Annotated in this window: 19 protein-coding genes, 2 tRNA genes and 2 pseudogenes; 17 read left to right on the top strand and 6 right to left on the bottom strand. The window is 62.5% G+C overall.

The features are described from left to right. Positions 1-287 precede the first annotated feature (287 nt). Positions 288-857, top strand: coding sequence for a hypothetical protein (locus Q0X61_RS09525; RefSeq protein ID WP_297742293.1), 570 nt, complete (start codon positions 288-290; stop codon positions 855-857). Positions 858-1,319: 462 nt separating this feature from the next. Further along, on the top strand, positions 1,320-3,152 hold the full coding sequence (gene dnaG / locus Q0X61_RS09520; RefSeq protein ID WP_297742296.1) for a DNA primase: 1,833 nt from the start codon (positions 1,320-1,322) through the stop codon (positions 3,150-3,152). Positions 3,153-3,156: 4 nt separating this feature from the next. On the opposite strand, the gene Q0X61_RS09515 is transcribed toward dnaG, so the two are convergent. Continuing rightward, complete coding sequence (locus Q0X61_RS09515) at positions 3,157-3,891, bottom strand: sigma-70 family RNA polymerase sigma factor (protein WP_297742292.1); 735 nt, start codon at positions 3,889-3,891, stop codon at positions 3,157-3,159. A 108-nt stretch (positions 3,892-3,999) separates the two neighbouring features. Here Q0X61_RS09515 and Q0X61_RS09510 point away from each other — a divergent pair, with 108 nt between their 5' ends. Beyond that, positions 4,000-4,485 (top strand): hypothetical protein, encoded by a 486-nt coding sequence (locus tag Q0X61_RS09510; protein ID WP_297742291.1) that lies wholly within the window; start codon positions 4,000-4,002, stop codon positions 4,483-4,485. A 63-nt stretch (positions 4,486-4,548) separates the two neighbouring features. Further along, positions 4,549-4,623: transfer RNA gene (locus Q0X61_RS09505), tRNA-Asn, on the top strand. A gap of 149 nt (positions 4,624-4,772) precedes the next feature. Here the strand turns inward: Q0X61_RS09505 and Q0X61_RS09500 are convergent. Further along, positions 4,773-5,048: pseudogene (locus Q0X61_RS09500) on the bottom strand (IS110 family transposase); the annotation flags it as partial. A gap of 122 nt (positions 5,049-5,170) precedes the next feature. Here Q0X61_RS09500 and Q0X61_RS09495 point away from each other — a divergent pair. The 3 genes from Q0X61_RS09495 (at position 5,171) to Q0X61_RS09485 (ending at position 6,315) form a co-directional block, all read left to right on the top strand. Continuing rightward, positions 5,171-5,323, top strand: coding sequence for a hypothetical protein (locus Q0X61_RS09495; RefSeq protein WP_297742290.1), 153 nt, complete (start codon positions 5,171-5,173; stop codon positions 5,321-5,323). Positions 5,324-5,575: 252 nt separating this feature from the next. After that, on the top strand, positions 5,576-5,992 hold the full coding sequence (locus Q0X61_RS09490) for a hypothetical protein (protein WP_297742289.1): 417 nt from the start codon (positions 5,576-5,578) through the stop codon (positions 5,990-5,992). A gap of 176 nt (positions 5,993-6,168) precedes the next feature. Further along, a complete protein-coding gene (locus Q0X61_RS09485; protein WP_297742288.1) occupies positions 6,169-6,315 on the top strand; it encodes a hypothetical protein in 147 nt (48 codons plus the stop codon). 201 nt (positions 6,316-6,516) lie between these two features. On the opposite strand, the pseudogene Q0X61_RS09480 reads toward Q0X61_RS09485, so the two are convergent. Then, a pseudogene (locus Q0X61_RS09480) lies at positions 6,517-6,960 on the bottom strand (integrase core domain-containing protein); the annotation flags it as partial. Positions 6,961-7,239: 279 nt separating this feature from the next. Between Q0X61_RS09480 and Q0X61_RS13415 the strand changes: the two are divergent. Beyond that, the gene (locus Q0X61_RS13415; RefSeq protein ID WP_367270732.1) at positions 7,240-7,434 is read left to right on the top strand and encodes a type II toxin-antitoxin system HicA family toxin; all 195 of its coding nucleotides are present in this window, start codon (positions 7,240-7,242) and stop codon (positions 7,432-7,434) included. Beyond that, the gene (locus Q0X61_RS09475) at positions 7,427-7,795 is read left to right on the top strand and encodes an antitoxin HicB (RefSeq protein ID WP_297742287.1); all 369 of its coding nucleotides are present in this window, start codon (positions 7,427-7,429) and stop codon (positions 7,793-7,795) included. The genes Q0X61_RS13415 and Q0X61_RS09475 overlap by 8 nt, the downstream gene beginning before the upstream one ends. Positions 7,796-7,911: 116 nt before the next feature. Here the strand turns inward: Q0X61_RS09475 and Q0X61_RS09470 are convergent, their stop codons facing one another. Next, positions 7,912-9,297, bottom strand: a complete 1,386-nt coding sequence (locus tag Q0X61_RS09470; RefSeq protein ID WP_297742286.1) for a trehalose-6-phosphate synthase — start codon at positions 9,295-9,297, stop codon at positions 7,912-7,914. A 60-nt stretch (positions 9,298-9,357) separates the two neighbouring features. Between Q0X61_RS09470 and otsB the strand changes: the two genes are divergently transcribed. Both otsB and Q0X61_RS09460 read left to right on the top strand, forming a co-directional pair. Beyond that, entirely contained in the window at positions 9,358-10,155 is a 798-nt protein-coding gene (gene otsB / locus Q0X61_RS09465; protein ID WP_297742285.1) for a trehalose-phosphatase, read from the top strand. A gap of 56 nt (positions 10,156-10,211) precedes the next feature. Then, positions 10,212-10,288: transfer RNA gene (locus Q0X61_RS09460), tRNA-Ile, on the top strand. An 18-nt stretch (positions 10,289-10,306) separates the two neighbouring features. Here the strand turns inward: Q0X61_RS09460 and Q0X61_RS09455 are convergent. Next, on the bottom strand, positions 10,307-11,233 hold the full coding sequence (locus Q0X61_RS09455) for a hypothetical protein (protein WP_297742284.1): 927 nt from the start codon (positions 11,231-11,233) through the stop codon (positions 10,307-10,309). Positions 11,234-11,384: 151 nt separating this feature from the next. Here Q0X61_RS09455 and Q0X61_RS09450 point away from each other — a divergent pair, with 151 nt between their 5' ends. The 5 genes from Q0X61_RS09450 to Q0X61_RS09430 are packed head-to-tail and all read left to right on the top strand — an operon-like array spanning position 11,385 to position 16,070. Continuing rightward, a complete protein-coding gene (locus Q0X61_RS09450) occupies positions 11,385-12,416 on the top strand; it encodes a MoxR family ATPase (RefSeq protein ID WP_297742295.1) in 1,032 nt (343 codons plus the stop codon). A 5-nt stretch (positions 12,417-12,421) separates the two neighbouring features. Then, complete coding sequence (locus tag Q0X61_RS09445) at positions 12,422-13,465, top strand: DUF58 domain-containing protein (RefSeq protein WP_297742283.1); 1,044 nt, start codon at positions 12,422-12,424, stop codon at positions 13,463-13,465. Positions 13,466-13,477: 12 nt separating this feature from the next. Further along, a complete protein-coding gene (locus tag Q0X61_RS09440; protein ID WP_367270731.1) occupies positions 13,478-14,431 on the top strand; it encodes a VWA domain-containing protein in 954 nt (317 codons plus the stop codon). Between the two features lie 20 nt (positions 14,432-14,451). Continuing rightward, positions 14,452-15,393 carry a VWA domain-containing protein gene (locus Q0X61_RS09435; RefSeq protein WP_297742294.1) on the top strand — a complete coding sequence of 314 codons (942 nt, stop codon included), beginning with the start codon at positions 14,452-14,454 and terminating at the stop codon, positions 15,391-15,393. Further along, the gene (locus tag Q0X61_RS09430; RefSeq protein WP_297742281.1) at positions 15,384-16,070 is read left to right on the top strand and encodes a YggS family pyridoxal phosphate-dependent enzyme; all 687 of its coding nucleotides are present in this window, start codon (positions 15,384-15,386) and stop codon (positions 16,068-16,070) included. The genes Q0X61_RS09435 and Q0X61_RS09430 overlap by 10 nt, the downstream gene beginning before the upstream one ends. 20 nt (positions 16,071-16,090) lie before the next feature. Here the strand turns inward: Q0X61_RS09430 and Q0X61_RS09425 are convergent, their stop codons facing one another. After that, positions 16,091-17,908 carry a prolyl oligopeptidase family serine peptidase gene (locus Q0X61_RS09425; RefSeq protein ID WP_297742280.1) on the bottom strand — a complete coding sequence of 606 codons (1,818 nt, stop codon included), beginning with the start codon at positions 17,906-17,908 and terminating at the stop codon, positions 16,091-16,093. A gap of 204 nt (positions 17,909-18,112) precedes the next feature. Between Q0X61_RS09425 and Q0X61_RS09420 the strand changes: the two genes are divergently transcribed. Continuing rightward, complete coding sequence (locus Q0X61_RS09420; protein WP_297742279.1) at positions 18,113-18,577, top strand: DUF3145 family protein; 465 nt, start codon at positions 18,113-18,115, stop codon at positions 18,575-18,577. The last annotated feature ends 3 nt before the right edge of the window (positions 18,578-18,580 follow it).

Here is an 18,580-nt window from a genome sequence, read left to right as displayed (position 1 = left end):
GGCGCCGGTCGAGTACTGCGATCGTGGCGGTAGCACGCCCTTTGGGTTGATGCAGCCGGGAACGAGCCTGCAACGATAATCTCTCACGATCCATACCCCATGATCGCCGCACTCCGGCCATTTCGCAGGAAAAAACTGTGAGGAAGGGCCCCTAACATCCGGGGACTATATGTGAGTCTCGTCGAATACTCAACGGCTTGCCCCCTCCTAGTGTATGATTCATGTATGCGTAATGGAGCGCACGGCAGATGGAGGAACAGTGAAGCGAATATTTTTTTATTTTCGGTATGGTAGTAGCTCTCACGTGCTTAGGGGCAAGCTCAACTGCGCAAGCTGATGCTATCAATGAAGAAGGGCTTAGCCCAGCAGAAGTATTTCAACTGAAAGCTTTTTTTCAGGCTAATAATGTCGGAGAGGAAGCTATAAGCTCATTGGAAAAGAAGATGCAAGAAGGGGGTATTCCGGATTCATTAAAACCGGAGGAGTATCCAGTGGCATCAAGGGTACATGAAACTAATGGGCGTCGAGTAATCATCGATCAGTTTGTTGGTGGGCCAATCGTGAGGACAGAGGCTCCAAGTGTTCATGAGAATGGTTTCTTTAGTGGTATACAGAATTCCTTGGCGCCGGAGCATTTGGAGAGAGTCGATCAAGGCGATACAGCCAGGCCCCTGGGCGTTTCAGGATGTAGAACGACGAGTAGTAGCCGTTATCGAGTTGCTATGACGGAATGTAGGGTTAGCACTTCATGGGGATTTGAAGTCTATCATTCTTCTTTAATGTTACGCAGAATAATGGTGGGCCGGGAACAATTGATAGGTATTACGGAGGTCAATGTTCTGGTGTTGGGGTTCTAGGTAGCCTTGCCTTGGATCGAGTCAGCTCCTCTAAAGTGAGACTCACGTGTCATTTTCACACAGATATACCGGTAGCTGGAACCAGCGTCTACTGGCTTCAAGTCAACCAGGGTACCGAGATAAAGCTTACTACAACTCGTGGCATTTCCTGAAAGATGGTATAGAAGCATGAATCCATGGGAATTAATAGCAATAATAATATTTGTTGTTCTCGTAACCTGGATATTTATCCTCCTTCAAAGAAGGAATAACAATCGAGATACATAGATGTGGAACAGTGGTGGTGGCTCCAGGGTGTGTAACTCTGTGGGTCATCATCACTGTCTCAGGGATGTACGAAAACACTGTGATGCCGCCGACGGTGACACCTCGGACGACCTCGTAACGATATAGGGGACTAGAAACGCTGGGCAGGATTGTCGCATGATACCGGTGGCCATTGTGGCTGGCGGGGCGACTAGGATGGCTGGCGTGGCTGGTCGGATCAGGGAAGAAGACATCGCGAAGGTTCGCGAGCGCGCCCGGATCGACGAAATCATCGGCGAGTACGTCATGCTGCGCAATGCCGGCAGCGGGTCGTTGAAGGGCCTGTGCCCGTTCCACGACGAGAAGACGCCCAGCTTCCACGTCACTCCTGCGCGAGGCTTCTTCTATTGTTTTGGATGCGGTGAAGGCGGAGACGTCATCACGTTCCTGCAGCGCAATCAGAACCTCTCGTTCCTCGAAGCGGTGCAGATGCTGGCCGACCGTTACGGCGTCGAACTCGTCATGGAAGACGACGGGCAACCCGCGCAGGCGCCAGGTTTGCGAAAGCGCATTCTGGAAGCCAACGCCGCGGCCGAAGACTTCTTCGCGCAGCAACTGGAATCCCCGGAAGGCGTTGCGGGACGCGTGTTCCTCGACGGCCGTGGCTTCACCCGCGAGCACGCCCAGCACTTCAAGATCGGCTACGCACCGAAGAACGGCTACGCGCTGCGCCAGGCGCTGCGGGCTCAAGGGTTCGACGACGAAACGCTCAAGGCCGCGGGCCTCATCCGGGACTTCGGCAGAGATTTTTTCGCCGGGCGAGTGCTGTGGCCCATTCGCGATTCCGCCCAATCGGTGTTGGGATTCGGCGCCAGGCGGATTTACGACGACGACCGCCTCCCAGCCAAGTACATCAACACGCCGGAGACACCCGTCTACAAGAAATCGCAGGTGCTCTACGGGCTCGATCTCGCCCGCAGAGAGATCGGTAAGCGGTCGCAGGCGGTGATTGTCGAAGGCTACACCGACGTGATGGCCGCCCATATCGCTGGGGTGGAGACCGCCGTGGCATCCTGCGGCACCGCATTTGGCGACGACCACGCCCGCGTACTGCAGCGCCTGCTCGGCACACAAGATGGCCTGCACGGCGAGGTCATCTTCACCTTCGACGGCGATGCCGCCGGGCAAGCGGCAGCGCTCAAGGTCTTCAAAGGCGACCACAACTTCGTCGCCCAAACCTACGTGGCGGTGGAACCGACGGGGCTAGACCCGTGCGATTTGCGCATGCAGTCGGGCGATGCGGCGGTGCGGGAGCTCGTCGCCACGCGCATTCCGCTGTATCGATTCGTGATGGAGAACATCGCCCGACGCTACGACCTCGACCGCGCCGAAGGACGCTTGGGAGCCGCGCGCGAAGCGGGGGAGCTGGTCACTTCAATCCGCGACCAATCCCTCGTCGGGCAGTATTTGCGTGATCTCGCCGGCATCCTGGGTATGGACGTCGACGATGTCCGCCGCGAGGTGCAACGTCGGCGCCACAGCGAGCCGGCGTATGAGGAAGCGACGCCGGCTCGCCGGCCACGCGACGACGGGTGGCCCGACCCGAATGATCGCTCACTGCGGCTCGAACGCGACGCGCTCAAGCTCATGTTGCAGCACCCGACCACCTTCGACACCGACTGGAACGGCGTGCAGCCCGACGACTTCACCCACCCTGGCTACGTGGCGGTGATGACCCTGATCCGACGGGTCCCGTTCGGCGACGACTGGGAGACGCGGTTGCGTGAGGAGGCACCGTCGGAGAATACGGCTCAGCTCATGGTGGCGCTGCTGGTGGAACCCCTGTGGCGTGAGCCCGACGAGCAGTACTCCCTGGTCCACTCGTCGCGACTGCAGCTTCGACGGGTATCGAGGCAGATTGACGATTTGAAGTCGAAGTTGCAGCGCACCGATCCGACGAAGAATGAGGCGGAGTATCGCCAGAAGTTCGCGGAGCTCACCGAGCTGGAGATGGTGCGGAAGCGTTTGCAGCAGGTGGGCCTCAGCTAAGCCATTAGGCCACCTTGAGCATGCGGTCAGCGGTGAGGAGCTGGTGGGCTTGCTCGAGCGCGCGTTGCTCCCATCTCGAGATCGTGGAGGTCGATACCCCGAGGTCCGCGGCGAGTTCCGATTGGCTCCACACGGGGCCGTCGAGACCGAAGCGTCGCCGCAGCAGGTCTGCGTGCAAGTCAGGGAGGAGCTCGAGGAACTCCATGTTCTGCTCGTGGATCTCCTCATACGCGTCGACGGGGTCCGCCATCCGGTCGAGTACCTCAGGATTCACGCGACGGGCCATCGTCGCCATACTGACCTGCTCCGGCGCTTTGTCTTCCAGGACGAGGTGGCGAACCCGCTTGAAGTGCCTGGAGTCGAAGACGTACTGGCCGGGGTCGGCGTGGTGGCGTACGTGGCGGACGATGGAGTCGTGGGCGTAGGTGGAGAGCCGGAATCCGAGCTCGGGGCGGAATCTGCGGATCGCACGCTGGAGGGCCAGGCAGCCCTCTTGGAAGAGCTCCTCGAAGTCGCCGTTGCCGCGTCGGTGGGCGTCAAAGGCGATGCTGTAGACGAGGCGAAGGTTGCCTTCCCAAAGCCTGCGCTCGGCGGCGAGGCCCATGACGATGGCCTGCCAGCACACGAGACTGGTGGGGGCCAGGCGTACGAGGGCATATGCCGGCTCGATGGTGGCGACGGCGAGCGTCAGGAGGCGTTGTTCGTCGGGGGTCATGTCGAAATCAGGCAGAGTAATCATGGGCAACACCGAACCACGGTCGACGGTCGCCGCGCTGAGTTCTCCACAGGATTTTTTGCGAATGCAACGGACAACACTTTCTTGTCCACATGGTGCAGGATGGATTGCATGACGGCACGCAAAGACCAAGACCTCGCGACGGCCCTCGGCCCTCGGGCCAAGATTCTGGCGCAGGGCAGGGACGCCGATGGGCAACCGGTCGTCGTGGGCACCGTCGATAGGGTTGCGGTCAAGCGCGACGGGGAATGGATCGCCATGGGCTGGCACGAGGTAGAGCGCGGAAGCTGGCGCGCCGAGAAGGGAATCTTCCGGTGGACAGACATGCAAGGCGAAGCCTACGAAGCGAGCCTTGAGCGCCCCGGACAACTGCCGATGCTGTTCCAAGAGCGGGTGCAGGCATCGACGGTAGGGTCCGTGCAGCACGACCTCGATCCCGGCGAGGTGAGGATCATCGTTCGTCGATCGCTCGGCGCGGACGAGCAGCTCCAGTTCTTCGCTGTGCCCAGTGGTGGTGCGCGCCTCACCGATCCGATGACGGCCGCTTTGGTCGTGGAGGAAACCGATCGCCTGAAAGCCGAGTACGGGCTGACTTGAGCAGCGTTTGGCGTCCTTGCGGGAGGCCTGCTATCGTTAATCCTCGCGTGGTTACGCCACCATTCCCTGGTAGCTCAACGGCAGAGCATTCGACTGTTAATCGAAGGGTTACTGGTTCGAATCCAGTCCGGGGAGCCAAGTGCAGCGGCCCGGCTAGGCAAGAAGCTTAGCCGGGCCGCTGGGCATTTTGGGGCAGGCACGTGTGGATGAGGTGGAGCGAGTCCGATTCCCAACCTCGCATCTGCTGCTCTTTACTTGAATGTAAGGGGGGGTCCCTACGTTCTGAGTCAAGCTGCGAGTGTGGCTGGCTCGGGTGTAGGGGTGGTGGTTGTTGGCTGGTAGTAGGTGCTGTGTTGGAGCATCGCGAAGATGACGTTGCAGCGGCGGCGGGCCAGGCAGATCACGGCGGTGTTGTGGCGCTTGCCCTCGGCGCGCTTGTGATCGTAGTAGGCCTTGGAGATCGGGTCCGAGTGCGAGGCGACCCAGGCGGAGTAGAACAGCGCGTTGTTCAACCGCTTGTTGCCCGAGTGTGCGGGGAACTCTCCAGGGATCGAGGTTCCGGATCCCGAGCTACGGCTATATCACCGGCTGCACGGTGTTGCACAACACTGCTGCGGAAGGACGGTGCGGCTGGATCGCGGCCACGATCGTGATGCGCTACTGGCACGCGCGCAAAGGAAAGATCTTGATCCCAGCAGCTCATCGTTCTGGAACCAACATCAAGGCAGTCTCTGGTGCAGACTTCGCCGACTTGATCCGTAACGGACGAGATATGGCGTCATGGGGCCTCCCGGTTGCCGATGGCATCGGATACCACGCAGCCATCCGCATGAAGTGAGTTCAACGACGTGGTACAACTGGCTCAGCACCAACGTGAATTCGGCGCTTAACAATGGTCGGCCTGTGATCCTGTTCGGAGAACTCCCGGATGCTTACACTGACGGAAAAACCATTAAGCACGCTGTCGTCGCTTAGGGTAAGTCGAAGGATGGTCACAATATCGTCCATTACACCTATAAGGGTAAGCAAGCGGTCGTTTTGAACTCGGGGATCGTGGCGACAAACACGCACTTTATGCTGAAATGATGAAATGACGAAAGCAATCGGGATTCTAGTAGCGCTGCTCTCCGCCGCGGTTGCAGTCGTGCTCATGATTCTCCCTACCTATACGACCGCCTTCGGCGCTCAGGGTGGAGGGCGGGGATTCGAGACCCATCGATGGTTCGACCCCTTTCTCCTTGTCTATCTCGACGTTGTTCCAGTCCTCTCGCTGATCTGCGGGACCGTGATGATGGTGGGGCTGGCGGCGGGTCTCGTCCGGGGACGAGTCCCCGGCTGGCTGGTCATCCCGGGGATTGCCGCGGCGATCCTCCTGCTGCTGTTCAGCTATGACGTCAATGCCGCAGGGTTCGTCTCGGGGGCTGGTCGGCTGGTTGCGCCGTTCTTGGCGGCGTCATCGATATTTGCCGCGATCATCTGGCTGCTCGATCGCCGCTCCACGGTCTAGTGCTGCGCGGGTTGACCGGCGCTCAGGTTGACCAACCGCACAACGTCGTGCGTAATTGACGACGTTAGAGGGAAGCCGTTGGGGCAGGCCCTCCGAGTTCCAGGCAGCATTCCGGATTCCTGTCAGATGCTGCTGGGAGGGTGTAGCTATGTTTGAGTTTTTTGGACTGGTATTCCGTGGTCCTCCAGGTGTTCGGCGTGGGCATGATTTTCGTCGGCGGATTCATGGCGGTGGCGCGGATGGGTAGGGATGAGTCCCTCGGGTCGGCGTTGGGGCTGGCCGGATTCGGTTTCGCGACGGTCTGCATCCCCCGTTTCTGCTAACTGCAATTGGCGAACTGGAGGTGCCGCCTGAGCAGCGGACATCGAGTCCGATCGAGTTCAGCATGTCAACCGGAACGGGGATTGCCATTGCTGTTCGTGCGGCGGCGGTGGCGCTGGTGATCGTGTGGCCGCGGGTCGTTGTAGCGCGTGACACCAGTAGAGTCGCCCGTGAGCATGCGCAGCGCCTGGCGATTGTTGCCGCTAGCTGTTCTGTCCGGGGAGGTTGGGTACACGCGCGGCTGGTGGTTGGCCGTTGAGTGAGGTGTGGCCTCGGTGGTGATTGTAGTGGTGCAGCTATGTGGGGAACGCTTCGATGCGTTCGGTTTCTGATGTGTAGGTGCGGGCGTAGGCCCATTCCTTGAGTAGGGTGCGGTTGAATCGTTCGACTTTGTCGTTGGTTTGTGGCCGGTATGGGCGAGTGCGTTTGTGGCTGATGTTCTTACCGAGCGCGGTTTTGAAGGCATTCGAGCGGTAACACGAGCCGTTGTCGGTCAGGACTCGTTTCACGGTGATGCCCATGGAGTTGAACCAGGCATTGGCACGTATCCAGAATCCTGCGGCGGTGTCCTTGTGCTCATCGGTGAGGATCTCGGTGTAGGCGAGGCGGGAATAGTCGTCAACGGCGTTGTGAAGGAACGCGTAGCCGGGTCGGCGGTTGGCTGCGGTAGCGACCTTGTTGCGGACCCCGCCCGTCGCAGGACCCAGCCGTCGTCGACCACGAGTCTGGCGAGACGGAGACGACCCGTCGGAGTCAAGACAGCGTTAGTGTGGGACATGAAGACCTCTGTTTTGGTGGTGCGGTTCTGTGGTAGTTCCACACCCCATCGGGGGTCTTCACCGTTGTCCAGCCAACCCGCCGACCCCCACATACCTAACCTCCGTGGTCAGAACAGCTGTAGGGTTTAGGTAGGATAAACTGATACTCTGACCAAGCCGATGAAGTACCGGGAACTCGCCCCAAAGCTTCGGGAAGCGGGATTCGTGTCGCGCCAAGGCAAGGGCGATCACGAGGTTTGGTCACACGGCGCGATTCAGGTGTCCATCACACAAACCCGTGAGGTCTCGCCGGGTCTCACGGCCAAAGCGCTCAAAGCCATCGAGAGGAGTAAGCATGCCTAGGGTCACGATCACAGCACGGCGTTGGAGCGGCGGCTGGGAACTGTGGAATGAAGATAACTGCTGGACTCAGGTTGCTTCGCTCGACAAAGCTCGTCAGCAGGTGATCGACTACCTCGACACCATTCAAGAGGACGTCGATCATTCTGCTTGGGAGATTGAAATTGCTCCGGAGATCGGTGCGCTGGGGGAAGAAGTGGCAGCTGCACGTGCCGCAACTGAGCAAGCAGCGGAGGCAACAGCAGCGGCAGCCAAGCGCTCCCGTGACGTTGCGCGTCGGCTTCGTCACGCGGGTTTCTCGGTGAGCGACTCGGCAGCGATTCTGGGCGTCTCGCGAGGTCGCGTGTCGCAGCTAGTTAAGTGATAGCTTTCGGTCACCCGTAACCGCCGCTCGACTGGACGCACTCCAGATTCAAGAAATGGGCTCACGAGGCCCAACATGAGCGGCTGGCGTGCGCTCAGTCGAGCGTGACGCAGCTACTACACCCCCGCGAGGTCGCTGAGGAAAGAATCGGCCCAGCGTTCGATGGTGTGGGTGGAGACCTGTTCCTTCATCGCCCGCATGCGCTTCGCGCGTTCCTCATACGGGTCGGTGAGCGCGCGCATGAACACACTCTTCATGCCGTTGAGGTCGTACGGGTTCACGCTGTAGGCCTGCTCGAGTTCGCTGGCCGCACCAGCGAACTCGCTCAGCACGAGGGAGCCGCCGTCACCGGGGTGACAGGCTACATATTCCTTGGCGACGAGGTTCATGCCGTCACGCAGAGGGGTTACGAGCATGACGTCGGCGATCCGGTACATTGCCGCCATCGTCTGACGGGGGAATCCGCGGTGCATGTAGACGATGGGGGCCCGTCCGACGTCGCCAGTCTCAGAGTTGATGCGCCCGACCAGGAGGTCGATGTCGTCGCGCAATTTCATGTACTCGCTCACGCGTTCACGCGACGGTGTCGCCACCTGTAGATACACCGTCTCTTGTGGGTCGAGCTTCCCATCGCGGAACAGTTCACCCATGGCTCGAATGCGCTGCCGGAGGCCCTTGGTGTAGTCGAGGCGATCCACACCTAAGAACACGTGCTTGGGATGCCCGAGGTCGTCGAGGAGCTGCTCAGCTTCCTCCACGGCTTCGGGGGATTCGGCCAGCGCCGCGAAGCCCGCCGAGTCGATTGAAATGGGGTATGCCCGAGCGGTGCAGTGGTGTGAATCATCGACGTGTACTGTGTCACCTTCCACCGTGAGCTCGGTGTGTTTGTGCACGAGCCGCAGGAAGTTGTGGGCGCCGCCTTCCACCTGGAAACCGACGAGATCAGCGCCGAGTAGCCCTTCGACGATCTGCCTGCGCCAAGGCAGTTGGGCAAAAATCTCGATCGGGGGGAAGGGGATATGGAGGAAGAATCCGATCTTGAGATCGGGCCTCAGCTCCCGCAGCATCTGGGGCACGAGTTGCAGCTGGTAATCCTGCACCCAGACTGTCGCCCCTTCATCAGCGACGTTAGCGGCTTCGTCGGCGAAGCGTCGGTTGACCTTCTGGTACGCTTCCCACCACTCGCGGTGGAACTCGGGGAACGCGACGGTGTCGTGGTAGAGCGGCCACAACGTCGCATTGGAGAAGCCCTCGTAGTACTCCTCGTACTCGGTTTGCCCGAGCGAGACCGGAACGATTTCGTAGCCGTCGTGCTCGAACCTTTCGATGGTCTCATCCGGGGCTCCGTGCCAGCCAACCCAAGCACCACCCTTGCGGCGCATCACGGGTTCTAAGGCAGTAACGAGCCCGCCCGGCGACGTGCGCCAGTCGACGGATCCGTCATCGTGAACGATGCGATCAACGGGCAAACGATTGGCGACAACAACGAATGAAGCGGACATCTGCTCCTCCTAATGTTGCTGTCCACCCTACCGAAGCCCGAAACATGCAAGGCTTGGTGCATGGATACACCTGCACATACCACCGACTATGAGAAAGCATTTCTACAAGCAGCAGCAGCACACCCGGAATCCACCCTAGTTGCGCTGGATTTCGACGGCACACTCTCTGACGTAGTTCCTGACCCCACGCAGGCGTACATACATCCTGATGCCCGCGACGCGCTCGGACGTCTCATCGGGCGCATCGGCCAGGTGGCGATCATCACGGGCCGGCCCGTCGACGAAGTAGAAGAGCTGGCCTGCCTCGACGCGGCCCTGCTGTCCAAGCTGATTGTGCTCGGCCAGTACGGCGCAGAACGCCTCGACAAGGGTGGTCGGCAGGTGCCCGAGTCTCCGGAATCGGTGCGTGCGGCGTTGCGTGATCTCGCTGGTTTGGCGGAGCAGTATCCGGGGCTGTATCTCGAGGACAAGCACCATGCCCTGGGGGTACATACCCGACGCGCCCCCGCCGGCACGCTCGATGAGATCGAACCCGAAGTGCTCGCTGTCGCTCGGCGCTACAGCCTCACCATCGAGCCTGGCAAGCAAGTACTCGAGCTGCGTGCACACCAGATTTCTAAAGGAGACACCCTGCGTGCATTAATCAAGGAGGTGTGCTGCGATGCCGTCGCGATGGTCGGCGACGATCTGGGCGATGTCCCCGCCTTCGACGTTATCCGCCAGCGGCAGGCGCGAGGCGAAACGGGCGTCGTCGTGGTGTCCACCTCCGACGAGCGCCCGGAACTCGCATCGCGTGCCGACGTGTTGTGCGACGGACCTGCGGGCGTTGCGCGCTGGCTGGACACCATCGCGCCGTAGCACGCAGGACAGGGCGGCGATTCGCTAAGCTTGTCGAGTTCAATTGCACGCGACGAGGGGCGTTAGCTCAGCCGGTTAGAGCAGGGGACTCATAATCCCTGGGTCGCGGGTTCGAGCCCCGCACGCCCCACCACGCGCAGCGCCTGCGAGGTTACAGCCGCCGGTTCACCGTCGGCTCGCCACCACCGTCTGACTCCGACTCGCCTGGTTCGCCCATGGTGGGCTTGTGGGTGTGGTCAGTCTTGGGCGGGCCAGACGGATCTCCTGACTGCGGAGAACCCGACTGGGGTGATCCGCTGCCGCTGCCACCCTCGGACCCCTGCGACGGGATCGGCGCCGGGGGAGACACCAGCGGCGCGTTTTGGAACACGAGAATGGCGAGCAACAACCCCAGCGCGGCGAGCAGCAGCATCAGCAGCCACGACGTGAAGATGGAAATCCATCCAGCCTGGTCGTTACGTGCGGGCCAAGCAAGGGGCCATATCCGTGTGCGCCCGACCCCCGTTTGGTGAATCCAAGGAAGTTGGAAGCTCGGTCCGCTCGGCTTGCTGATGGGTGCGGCGGTCTCCAAATCGACGGCATTCAGCACCCGACGAGCCTCTGCCACGGCTGCGGCAGACCCGTCGAAGGCAAGAGCCGCCCAAGGTGCGGTGGGGGGCAGATCTTCCAACTGCGGGCTGCGTTCCTCCGTCCGGAACCGCACGCCCATCCGGCCTTCGTCTTGGCCTTCTCCACCGCGAGCCACGACGGTGTCGATGTGCATGGTGTTGATCTCACCCGAGAAGCGTGCTCGCGCTGCCGGATCGCCGGCGGCGCCGTCGTTGAGCAGGAGCAGCATAACCTCGTCGGAGTGGTCCTCGTGGCCGGCGTAGGCCACACCAGCTGGCGTGCTGGCCAGGCGCGCGTCGAGCCAGAACGTGTCGACCTTGACGGGGTCGTCGTCGAGCAGTGGCTCGTGTCCGCGGAATGGCTCCTGAGGGAACGCAGCGGCACCGCGCCTGCTCTTCGTGAGTGCATCGCGCGGCACCTCAGTAGTGGCGTCGGGTTCGGGCCCGAGCTCGTCGTTTGGCTCGCTCATTGACTCCATCGAACCATATAGTGCAAGCATCACGGTGCAGCCGCCAAACGCGTCCCGGGTGAGCGGTTGCTTTGGACGGTATCGTAGCGGCAGTACATTCTTGAGCAAGGAGACCAAGCGCGTGAGCAGTTCGCCGAACGAACAGGCAGCCATGCCGAACAACGTTGCCGAAGCGGCGCAGCTGTTGGGGCAAGCCATCAGCCAGGTGCAGCGAGTCATCGTGGGTCAAGAACACATGGTGCAGCAGCTCATGGTGTCGCTGCTCGCCAAGGGCCATTGCTTGCTGGAAGGTGTGCCCGGTGTTGCGAAAACTCTGGCAGTGAGGAGTTTCGCGGACGTCGTTGGCGGCGACTTCGCGCGCGTCCAATTCACGCCCGATCTGGTGCCTTCAGACATCGTCGGCACCCGCATCTACTCGGCTTCCTCGGAGTCATTCGACATCGAACTGGGGCCGGTCTTTGTGAACTTCGTCCTCGCCGACGAGATCAACCGCGCGCCAGCGAAGGTGCAGTCTGCCATGCTCGAGCTCATGGCGGAAAAGCAGGTCTCCATCGGCGGTAAGACCTACCCTGCCCCCAAGCCATTCATCGTGATTGCCACCCAGAACCCCGTCGAATCCGAGGGCGTCTACCCGCTGCCGGAGGCGCAGCGCGACCGTTTCCTCGTCAAGGTCGACGTGCCATATCCGCGCGGCAACGAGGAGCTTGAAATTCTGCGACGCATGTCCGTCACGCCCCCGACCGCACAGCGCATTCTCAACCCGGAACTGATTCGCCACCTGCAGGACATGGCCTCAAACGTGTTCGTCCACAACTTGGTGGCCGAATACATTGTGAGGCTCGTGCTTGCAACGCGTGAACCGTCGGATTTCGGTATGCCTGACCTCGAATCGGTCATTTCGATTGGCTGCTCGCCTCGCGCGACCCTGGGCCTTGTCGCCGCGTCCCGGGCGCTTGCGCTCATCAACGGCCGCGACTATGTGCTCCCCACCGACGTGCAGGCCGTGGCGAAGGACGTGATGGCGCACCGGCTCGTGCTGGGTTTCGACGCGGTGGCGGACAACGTCAACCCCGACGACGTCGTCGCGCGCATCGTCGCGATGGTTCCTGCCCCCACCCCAGTGTGGAACAGCCAGCAGCCCGCGGCTACCCAAGGCCCTTCCCGTGAACCAGGACGCGCCTAGTCGCCGTGAGACAGCCGCAGTTTGAGGCCCCGGGGCAGGTGGGCGCGGCAACGTCGGTGCTCCACGCGCCGACGGGTCCCACCATCCCTTTGAACAGGCTCGCTCCGGAAGCTGCACTTCGACGGATCGAGCTCACCGTCGTGCGTCGGCTCGAGGGCTTCCTACAAGGTGACCACCTTGGCCTGCTGCCCGGCCCAGGCACTGACACGAACGATGCCCGCGTCTACCAACCAGGGCAAGACGACGTGCGCAAGATGGACTGGGCCGTCACCGCCCGCACCGGCATTCCGCACGTGCGTGACACCATGGCCGACCGCGAGCTCGAGATCTGGGCGTTACTCGACCTCACTCCGTCGATGAACTGGGGTACCGAAGGCATCACGAAGCGTGACCTCGGCATCGCCGCCATCGCCACCATCGGATTCTTGAGTCAGAAGATGGGCGATCGCTTCGGCGGCATGATGATGCGCTCCGACGAGGTGAAACGTATTCCGGCCCGCAGCGGCCGTACCGCACTGTATGGGCTGCTGCGCAAGATGCTGGAAGAGCCCATCGTCCAAGACAACACCGAAGCCACCTTCGAACTCGGCGAGGGCATCGAGCAGCTCGCCCGGATGCAGCGCCGACGGGGTATGCGCGTGGTGGTGTCTGACTTTCTCACGCCAGGCGAGGACGAACTCGACCCCGATGTGCCGCCACCCTGGGAAAGGGCCCTGCGTCGGCTGGGCGTGCGCAACCAGGTGCTGTGCATCGAGGTGCTCGATGCCGCGGAGGTGGAGTTTCCCGACGTCGGAGAGATGCTCATCCGTGATCCAGAAACAGACTTCGCCCGCTACATCAATACCTCCGACGTAGCCGCGCGCGACCGTATGAACGCTGCCACGGCTGCACAGCGAGAACGCGTCGCTACCGCCATCCGACGCGCAGGGGCCGGGCACATCCGGCTCCGCACCGACAGAGACTGGGTGACAGACATCGCACGATTCGTGCTGAACTACCGCCGCACCGCTGCGTTCCTTCACCAGCCCCCGCAGGGGGTGAGCAAGTAGATGTTTTCTTGGGTGCCTGACTTCGAATCACCGCAACGGCTGTGGGCGCTGTTGGCGCTGCCCGTGCTCGTTTTGCTGTACGTCATCCTTCTGCGCCTCAAGAAACGCTTCTCCATGCGCTTCACGAACACCGGAGTGCTGGGGAAAGTCGTCGGTGGGCAAAAGCGCTGGACGCGCCACGTGGCCGTCGCCATGTCGTTGTGTTCGCTGGTGGCCCTCACGTTCGCCTGGGCGCAGCCCTTGGGCACGGAGAAGGAACGTAGGGAGCGAGCAACCGTCGTGATGGTGGTAGACACGTCGCAGTCGATGCAGGCCACCGACGTTTCACCCAACCGCCTAGACGCGGCGAAGCAGCAAGCGCAGGAGTTCGTGAACGGTTTGCCGGAGAGCTACAACGTCGCGCTCGTGGAGCTGAACGGGCAGCCGTCGGTGCGGATGCCGCCGTCCACCGACCGCGGTGCCCTCTCGCGCGCGATTGGGGCGCTACAGCTGAAAGACGGCACCGCGATTGGCGATTCCATCGACGAGGCCCTCGCCGCTGTCAAGCTTGCTCCGGTGAGCGACGATGAAGAGCCAGCTCCCGCCATGGTGGTGCTGCTCTCCGACGGGACGAACACCGACGGCGGCGACCCCGTCGCTGCGGCTCAGCGCGCGAAGCAGGCCGAGGTGCCGATCTACACCGTCGCGTTCGGCACTGAGAATGGCTACGTCGACCTTGATGGGAAACGCGAACACGTTGCCCCCGACGTGGCGGCGCTCGACAACATCGCCAAAGCCACCGATGGCAAGCCTGTGACCGCCGACAGTGCCGGGGCCCTCAAAGATGCCTACAAGAACCTCGAATCGACGTTTGGCTACGAGGAAGTGCAAAAACCCATCACCGCTCAGTACGCGTTCGCTTCGCTCGGGTTCGCGATCGTCGCAGCCCTTGGCGCGGTGATGATGGCAGCGAGGTGGCCGAAGTGATTCCGCAGATTCTCGAGTTCATGTACCCGGTTCGGCTCTATGCACTAGTGCTGGTGCCCGCGATTGGCCTGCTCTATCTTCTGTTAGCCACCCGTCAGCAGAACCGGAGACCCACTCGGCGCAACCGCATCAACCAAGTGCTGCCTAAAGACGCCGCCTGGAAACGGCACGGGGCGGTGCTGCTGTCGCTGCTCAGCATCGCGATGTTGATTGTGGCCTGGGCCGTACCCAAGGATTACGCCAACAAGCCGCGTGACCGCGCCACCATCGTCGTGGCTATTGACGTGTCGTGGTCGATGGAATCCGAGGACATCAAGCCGACGCGCATGATCGCCGCGAAAGAATCGGCGAAGGAGTTCATCGCCACGCTACCGAAGGCGTTCAACGTCGCAGTGGTGTCGTTCGCAGGCACCGCGCAGCTCGTCGTCCCACCCACCGTCGACAGGGGCGCCGCTTCCCGGGCCATCGATTCGCTGAAGATGGCGCCATCGACCGCGATTGGTGAGGGCATCTACACCGGGCTTGATTCCCTGGCGCTCGTGCCGCCCGACCCCAAGAACCCAAACAAGGGCGCGCCCGCCGTCATCGTGCTGCTCTCCGACGGCGCCACCAACATGGGGCGTTCTTCCGCGTCCGGGGCGAAGACCGCGAAAGAACGCGGAGTGCCCGTCTACACCATCGCCTACGGCACCGACGATGGCTACGTCGTTGACGACGACGGCACTCGCCAGCGCGTTCCCGTCGACCACTATGAGCTGTCCGACATCGCCAAACTCTCCGGCGGGAAGAAGTACTCGGCCGAATCGGCAGGGCAGCTCGACGAAACTTATCACGCCATCAGCGAATCCGTCGGGTACGAACGCGTACCCGTGGAGGTGGCAGACCGCTACGCAGGGCTCGCCCTCATCTTTGCTGCACTGGCCGCGCTCGGGGTCATATCCTTGGGGGCACGATGGCCATAGCAACTGCACTCGAAGAGCTGGAAACGAAGATCGCGCGTGCTGCGCAGGCAGCCGGACGAGACCCGTCAGACATTCGGTTGATGCCCGTTACGAAGTTTCGCTCCGCCGACGAGGTGCGTGCCTGCATGGATCGCGGCTACCGGATGTTCGGAGAAAACCGCCTGCAAGAACTGGCGCGCAAGCACGCTGAGCTTCCCGATGCTCGCTTCGTCATGATCGGGCACGCCCAGCGCAATAAGGCCAAGCTCGTGGTAGAAGCCGCGGCGGAACTGCACTCACTTGATTCCCTCGAGCTTGCCGCCAACCTTGATCAACGGCTCTGCGACGCGGGGCGCACCCTGTCCGTGCTCGTGCAGGTCAACACATCGAACGAACCCCAGAAGGCGGGCATCGCGCCCGGCGAGGCCGAGCGTTTCGTCGAACGCCTCCTCGAGTTCGAGGCGCTCAACGTGCAGGGGCTCATGACCATGGCCATGCCGTCCCCCAACCGCGACGAAGTGGCGGGCTGCTTCCGAACCCTGCGCGAGCTGCGTGACCGCCTGCGTGAGGCCTTCCCCGAGTGCGCGTGGAATCAGCTCAGCATGGGCATGTCCGGCGACTTCGAACTCGCCATCGCTGAAGGCTCGACCATCGTCCGCATCGGCACCGCCATCTTCGGCCCCAGGCCAGCTGCCTGAGCCCGCGACGGGCGCCGTCGCTACAGGTTTTCGATCTCGAGCGACGGGATGTCGTCGCTGATCGGCATCCCGAATACCTGCTCCAAGAAGCTGAGCTCGGCGGCGAGCGCACGCCCGCGCGCATCCATGGTGCGGAAGCCGTGCCCCTCCTTCTCGAACGTCAGCAGCGCGAGCGGCTTGCCGGCCGCGCGCACCGCGTCGGCCATCTGGAACGCCTGGTTGGGTGGCACGACCTTGTCTTCCAGGCCTTGCATGATCAGCATCGGCGTCGAGAGCTGGTCGAGGTGGTGGATGGGGGAGCGCTCCACGTAGAGATCGCGTGCCTCCGGCCACTCGCCACCGATCAGCCCGTAGGGGTAGCGCGACTCGAACTTGTGGGTGTCGCTGACGAGCGCCTCCAAGTCGCCGATGCCGTAGCGCGAAAGCCCGGCGCTGAACACGTCGGTGGTGACGAGCGCCTGCAGCGTGGTGTAGCCGCCCGCGGAGCCACCCTTGATGGCGACGCGATCAGGGTCGACGAGGCCAGCCTCGCTCAGATCGCGCACCGCCGCGACAACATCCTCGACGTCGGCCACGCCCCACTTGCCGCGCAGCGCGTCGCGGTAGGCCCGCCCGAAGCCGGTGGATCCGCGGTAGTTCACATCCGCGACGGCGAAGCCGCGTGAGAGCCAGAACTGCATTTCCTCGCTGTACCCGGCCGTGGCTTGCGCCGTCGGCCCTCCATGGGTCTTCACGATGAGCGGCGGACGCTCGACGCCGGGAGGGGCCGCGAACCAGTAGTGCACCTCGCCGGCCTTGCGGGCGGCCATCTTCGCCACGCAGGGCGCATCGCCGGCCCCGGCGAGTTCGTCCACCGTGCCAGTGGGCGAGATGGCCACGAGCGTTGCGGGGCGGTCGGCCCATTCCGCAACCGCGTAGAGCTTGTCGTCGAAGGTAGCCACCGATTCGATCCAGACGGTGCTGCGCAGCGGGTAGGTCACGCCCCCGGTAGAGGGCTGCCACATCGCGAGTCGCCCGTAGCCTTCGACGATCTCGATAGTAGCCAGCAGGTCGGGGCCGACGGCGCACGCTGCCGGCCGGTCGAGAACCCAGATCGGCGTATCGCAGTCGTGATCGACGGCGAACGTGGCGCGATGCCCGTCTTCCGCGACGTGCCAGTTCCAGAAGCCCGACTCATCGGAGGTGTAGGCGAGCTTGCCTGCAGCCAGCCACATCGGACGCTGTGCGCTCACACCGTCGGCTGCGTATACCTTACGGGCCGGTTCGTCGTCGTCGAGGTTCTTCGTCCAGATCGACGACGTATCCCAGCCCATGTTGGGATGGTCCCACTGCTGCCATGCGACGACGCGGTTGCGGATGCGGGGCCCCGCGTAGAAGTCGGCGCCAGTAGCGACGACGATGCCCTCGGAGACCTCGTCGAGCGGAAGAGCGACGACCTCCGTGCGCGGCTCGCCCGGCGCATCGTGGTCTTCCCGAACCGCGACGACGACCCCATCCGCGAGCTGCACGTGCAGGCCAGCGTAGAAGTATCTGTTCTGCTCGGGCGTGAGCGGGCGGGCACCGTGCTCGTCGAGGAGAAACACTTGGTTGGTGCAGTCGTCGTTGTAGACGACGGCGTCGTGCTCAGCGTCGTAGGCGCCGCCGCCGTACTCCATCACGCGCGTGCGGACGCTCGCCTCTGGCGTGAGGTCGACGGTCTCGCCGTCGCGCCACCGGCGAACCGTGGTGCGCCCGTCTTGATCGGCGATGCTCGCGAGCCAGTACACGCCGGAGGATGTAGCGCGCACCTGTGAGATGGCGTCGCGGCGCTTGATCACGAAGTCCAGTGGAAGTCTCATGGTCTTAACTATGTCTGATCCGGCACACTCGTCAACTCAGTTTACGGAAACCACCGGGAGCGATGAGGGGCAACCGCAGCTTGTTTCGTGGCGAGCTGTGGGGCAAGATGAAGGCACCTGGTCGATTCGTGATCGCAGGGGAAGGCAATCAAGGCCGACCAGGAGGTACAAGTGAACGCATCGACGACACAGCAGGCGCGAGGCATGGTTTTCATCCACTCGACGCCGGCCGCGCTGCGCCCTCATGTCGAGTGGGCAGTGGCTGGTGCTACGCAAGCGCCGGCGAAGTTCGCTTGGATCAACCAACCGGCAGAACCCGGCACTACCTGCGCTGAACTCTCCTGGGTAGGAGCCCCCGGCACCGGGGCACTCCTCGCGAGCGCGTTGGCTCGTTTGGGCAGGGTGCGATTCGAAGTAACCGAGGAGCCGTCGAAGGGCTGCGACGGGCAGCGCTTCATGTTCACCCCAGCCCTCGGATCATTTTGCGCGACGGTGGGCGTGCACGGCGACATGCTCGTCTCGGAAGATCGCCTGCGGCAGGCTGCCACCTCGGGAGATCTGTATCACGCACTCGACGGCCTTCTCGGCGCCCCGTGGGACGAGGAACTCGAGTACTTCCGCCACGCGTCCGAAGACGCTCCCGTGCGTTGGCTCCACCAGGTGGTGTGACGC

This window comes from uncultured Tessaracoccus sp. (assembly GCF_947255005.1).
Classification (GTDB): Bacteria; Actinomycetota; Actinomycetes; order Propionibacteriales; family Propionibacteriaceae; genus Arachnia.
The sequence above is the reverse complement of the archived record's forward strand: the minus strand, read 5'-3'. Positions and strand labels throughout refer to the sequence as shown.